The following is a 4,635-nucleotide window of genomic DNA, read 5'->3' as shown; positions in this document are numbered from 1 at the left end:
CACGGGGACTCCGGATTCGGTTCGCGGGCAGGCGGACTGGCGGAGGGGCGGGAGGTGGCGGGTCCTGCGGGGGCCGAGCGGCGTTCTGTGCTGCTCAGCCCTTCACGGCACCGGCGGCGAAGCCGGACGTGACATGGCGCTGGAGCAACAGGAAGATCACCAGGGCGGGCAGCGCGAAGAGGGTGGAGGCGGCCATCGTGGCGCCCCAGTCGGTGCCGAAGGTGTTCTGGAAGGACGACAGCCAGACCGGCAGCGTCCGGTTGTCCTGCTGCTTGATGATCAGGAAGTTGGCGTAGGCGAACTCGTTCCAGGCGGTGATGAAGCCGAACAGCGAGGTCGCCATCAGCCCCGGCGCCAGCAGCGGCATCGCCACCCGCCGGAACGCCCCGGTCCGGGTGCAGCCGTCGACCTGCGCCGCCTCCTCCAGCTCCGGCGGGATCGTCCCGATGAAGCCGCGCAGCACCACGACGGTGAACGGCAGCGTGATCATGAAGTAGATCAGCGTCAGCGTCGGCAGCCGGTCCAGCATGTTCGTGTCCCGGGAAATGATGTAGATCGGGATGATCAGCGACTCCCAGGGCGCCATCTGCGCGATGAAGATCATCAGCATGAACTGCCGCCGGCCCCGCCACCGCAGCCGCGCCACGGCGTACGCCGCGCCCAGCGCCACCAGCAGCGCCAGCAGGACCGCCCCCAGCGTCACGAGGATGCTGTTGCGCCAGAACAGGGCGAACCCGTCGGCATCCACGGCCCGTTCGAAGTGGTCGAGGGTCCAGGTCTGCGGGAAGAGCTGCGGGTTCGACGACTGGATGTCCTTGGACGGCTTGAAGGCCGTGGAGATCATCCAGTACACGGGGAAGAGACAGACCACGACGGTCACGGCGGCGGCGAGGTACAGCGGAAGGCGCCGGAGCCGAAGGCGCGCGACAGGTGAGTTCATCGGGTCTCGTCCTCCTGGCGGAGCATCTGGCGGAAGTAGAGGACGAGCACCCCGGACATCAGGACCACGGTGACCATCGAGGCGGCGGAACCGAGGTCGTACCGCTGACTGGAGAGCGCCGTCTGCACGGCGTAGACCGGCAGGATCGTCGTGGCGTCGCCCGGCCCGCCTCGGGTCATCACCCAGATCTGGACGAACGCCTTGAACGTCCAGATCACCTCCAGCGACACCACCAGCAGGAAGATCGGCCGCAGGATCGGGAAGGTGACCGAGCGGAAGATCCGCCCCGCGCCCGCCCCGTCCAGCCGCGCCGACTCGTACAGCTCGGGGGAGACGGTGGTCAGCGCCGAGTACAGGGTGATCGCGGCGAACGGCACCGACTGCCACACGATCAGCGTCACCAGGATCGCGAAGGCCGCGGTGCCGTTGGCGAACCACGGATAGCGGTCGAAGGAGTCGAGGCCGAGCGAGGTCAGCGACCAGTTGACGATGCCGAACTCCGAGTGGAACAGCCACTGGAAGACGGTGGTCGCCGCGACCACCGGCATCGCCCAGGCCAGCACGAGCGAACACAGCACCACCGTCCGCCCGATCCGGCCCAGCCGCTCCACCATCAGGGCGACCAGGGTGGCGATCACCATGATCAGGACGACGTTGACCGCCATGAAGAGGAAGGTGCGGCGGACCACCTCCCAGAAGCGGGGGTCCGTCAGCAGCGTCCGGTAGTTCCGCAGGCCGACGAAGTCGGCATCGCCGGCGATCAGTTGGCGCAGCCGGAAGTCCTGGAACGAGATCAGGACGGCCCGCACCAGCGGGTAGAGCAGCAGGTAGAGCATGCCGCCGACGGCGGGGGCGACCAAAGCGTACGGCCAGAAGCCCTGGGCCCTGCCCGTTCCCCGGCGCCGGGGCGGGGATTTGCGTACGGCGAGGCGCGGGGCCGGGCGTCGCCGGGGGGTGCTGGGTGCGGTCCGTTGGTCGACGACCGGCACGGCGCGCCTCCTTCCTGCTGTTCCGGGGAATGGGACGGGTCAGGAACCGGCGTTCATGGCCCGGGTGATGTCCTGCGAGGCCTTCGCCGCCTCCTTCGCCGGATCGCCCCCGGTGAGCACGGCCGTCATGTAGTCCTTGATCGGGTTCTCCGCCTCGACCGCCGCCCAGCCCGGGGTGTTGGGCGTGGCGTGCCCGTTGGCCGCGCCGACCGCCATCGCGGCGGCCCCCGGGTCCTCGGCCACGGCGGAGGCCAGCGAGGTCCGGTTCGGCACGTAGCTCATGGCGACGGCGAGCTTCTTCTGCCAGGCGTCCCCGGTCAGCTCCTTGATGAAGGTGACCGCCTCGTCGGGGTGGGCCGCGGCGGCCGGCACGACCAGGTCGGAGCCGCCGGTGAAGACCGCGCCCGGGGTGTCCGCCGTCTTGCCCGGGATCGGGAAGAAGGCGAGCTTGCCCTTGAGTCCGGGGTTGTTCTCCGCGATGACGTTGGCCCCGCCCGGGGTGGAGATGACCTGGGCCACCTGACCCTGGGCCATCACCTCGGCCTGCGGCGGGTCGTCCTCGTCGGAGTCCTTGGGGCCCTTGCCGAGCGCCTGGAGCTCCTCGTAGAACGCCATGCCGCGCAGCGCCTCGGGGGTGTCCAGCGCACCGGACCACTTCCCGCCGGACTCGGCGGCGAGGTCGCCGCCCTCGTCCCAGATGAACCCGGCCAGCGCGTACCACATCTGCCCCGGCAGGTAGATGCCCTGCGTGCCGCCCTTGTTGAGCTTGGCCGTGGCGTCGATCCACTGCTCGCGGGTCTTGATCCCCGTCGCGTCGACGCCCGCCTTCTCGAAGAGGTCGGTGCGGTAGATGACCACCCGGTTCGCCGCGTAGTACGGGATGCCGTACTGCTTGCCCTCGTACGAACCCGGCTCGGCCAGGCCGCTCAGCCAGTCCTCGCCGTTCAGCTCGTCCGTGCGGTCGCTGAGGTCGAGCAGACCGCCGCTCTCCGCGAACTGGGCCACCTGGGTGTTGCCCGCCTCGATGACGTCCGGGGCGTCGTTGCTGGCCAGGGCGGCGGTGATCTTCTGGCCGATCCCGTCCCACTCCTGGATCTGGATCTTCACGTCGATCGCCGGGTGGCGTTTCTCGAAGTCCGCGGTGAACTCCTTCTGGAACTGCGCCGAGACGCTGTCGCGCATCAGCCACACATCCACCGTCGTCCGACCGTCCCCGTTCCCGGAGTTCGGTCCGGACGACGAACTACAGGCACTGAGCGCGGCGGTCAGGACGAGCACGGACCCACCGGCGAGCAAGCGGTACTTCACGGTTCACCTCGGAAGCGATACGGATCGGGAAGCAGAGCGGATCGGACGGACCTGACGAGGCCTGGCCACCTGACCAGTGAGCCTCACTGGACAGCTCGCCCGTCGGTGGTGGATGAAGGTGGCATAGACCAATGAGGTCGTCAACCCCCTGCGTACGGCGGGGAATTGGTGATCTCGTCGCATCGTGGGCGACCGAACCAGCTCCGGTAAGCGCTACACTGCACCTGACCAGCAGGCCAGTTGGGGTGGTGGCATGGTCAACTGGTAAGGGGAATCCAACCGTCGGGAGGGGAGATCATGGACGCGGATGCGCCGGGGACGGTGCTCAAACGGGAGCGGACCCGCGATGCCGTGCTGGAGCTGATCGAGTCGCGCAGCCCCGGTGACGCCATCCCCTCCGAACGCGCCCTGTGCGCCCTGCTCGGGGTCTCCCGGCCCACCGTGCGCGCGGCGGTCGACGAGCTGGTCGCCGCAGGGCTCCTGGTGCGCGAGCACGGCCGGGGCATGTTCGTCGCCCCCGCCAAGATCACCCAGGAGTTGGTCGCCGGGGACCGGGCGCTCAGCGTGCCGCAGGCGGCGGGCGCCTGGTCGAGCCGGCTGCTGGAGTTCACCACGCTCCAGGCGGGGGCCCGCGTCGGCCGCAAGCTGCGCATGTCACCCGCCGCCGAGATCGTCTACGTGGCGCGGCTGCGGCTGGTCGACGGGGCGCCGATGGCCATCGAGCATCTGCACATCCGGGCGGAGCTGGTGCCGGGCCTGCGCGCGCAGGAGCTGGAGAGCGGCGATCTGTACGAGCATCTGCGCGCCACCCACGGCGTGCACGTCCACGAGGCGGTCCAGGCGATCGAGCCCACCGTCGTCACGCGCGCCGAGGCCGGGCTGCTCGACGTCCCCGAGCTCTCCCCGGCGCTGCTCTTCGAGCGGTTGACGTCCGACACCACGGGCCGTCCGGTGGAGTATGTCCACTCGCTCTACCGGGGTGACCGCTACCGGATCGTCTCCCGGCTCGCGCTCGGCCCGGCGGCCGAGGTCGCCCCCGACCTGGAGGGACACCACCCGGGCATCCCGCCCGGCGACTTCGCGCACGGCGACGCCATCGCCTCGTCGACCAGGGGGGACATCCAGGCGGGCGGCTGACCCGCCGTCACCTCCAGGTGTTGCAGAGGATGCAACTCTTGTTGCGCCTCTTGCCGTACGGGCGTCGGCGGGCCAGGGTGGCGGACGCATCCGAAGCAGCCGACCCCCACCCGAGGTGCCTCGCATGAAGCCGTCCCCCCACCCACACTCCGGCCCCGAACACTCCGCTGCCGCGTCCGGCCTCCCCGGCCGCCGCGGCTTCCTCGGCGGCCTGCTGGCCGCCGCCGCCCTCGCGGCCGCTGGGCCCGCCCTCGCCACCCC

Annotated in this window: 4 protein-coding genes; 1 reads left to right on the top strand and 3 read right to left on the bottom strand. The window is 70.2% G+C overall.

Features of this window, described 5'->3' with window-relative positions; translation table 11 throughout:
* Nucleotides 1–94: 94 nt before the first annotated feature.
* The 3 genes from D3105_RS32355 to D3105_RS32345 are packed head-to-tail and all read right to left on the bottom strand — an operon-like array spanning nt 95 to nt 3,237.
* Nucleotides 95–940: a carbohydrate ABC transporter permease gene (locus tag D3105_RS32355; RefSeq protein ID WP_118906407.1), complete on the bottom strand. Its 846-nt coding sequence runs from the start codon at nt 938–940 to the stop codon at nt 95–97.
* Nucleotides 937–1,929, bottom strand: a complete 993-nt coding sequence (locus D3105_RS32350) for a carbohydrate ABC transporter permease (protein WP_118906406.1) — start codon at nt 1,927–1,929, stop codon at nt 937–939. Before D3105_RS32350 ends, D3105_RS32355 begins: the two co-directional genes overlap by 4 nt.
* Nucleotides 1,930–1,968: 39 nt before the next feature.
* On the bottom strand, nt 1,969–3,237 hold the full coding sequence (locus D3105_RS32345) for an extracellular solute-binding protein (RefSeq protein ID WP_118906405.1): 1,269 nt from the start codon (nt 3,235–3,237) through the stop codon (nt 1,969–1,971).
* 297 nt (nt 3,238–3,534) lie between these two features.
* Between D3105_RS32345 and D3105_RS32340 the strand changes: the two genes are divergently transcribed.
* Nucleotides 3,535–4,374, top strand: coding sequence for a GntR family transcriptional regulator (locus D3105_RS32340; protein ID WP_118906404.1), 840 nt, complete (start codon nt 3,535–3,537; stop codon nt 4,372–4,374).
* Nucleotides 4,375–4,635: the final 261 nt, after the last annotated feature.

The sequence above is a fragment of the Streptomyces globisporus genome (assembly GCF_003501885.1).
Taxonomy (GTDB): domain Bacteria; phylum Actinomycetota; class Actinomycetes; order Streptomycetales; family Streptomycetaceae; genus Streptomyces; species Streptomyces globisporus_D.
The sequence above is the reverse complement of the archived record's forward strand: the minus strand, read 5'-3'. Positions and strand labels throughout refer to the sequence as shown.

Bases quoted from the DNA above. Each gene is read 5' to 3' on its own strand.
- D3105_RS32355 (WP_118906407.1), bottom strand. From the start codon at position 940: ATGAACTCACCTGTCGCGCGCCTTCGGCTCCGGCGCCTTCCGCTGTAC.
- D3105_RS32340 (WP_118906404.1), top strand. From the start codon at position 3,535: ATGGACGCGGATGCGCCGGGGACGGTGCTCAAACGGGAGCGGACCCGC.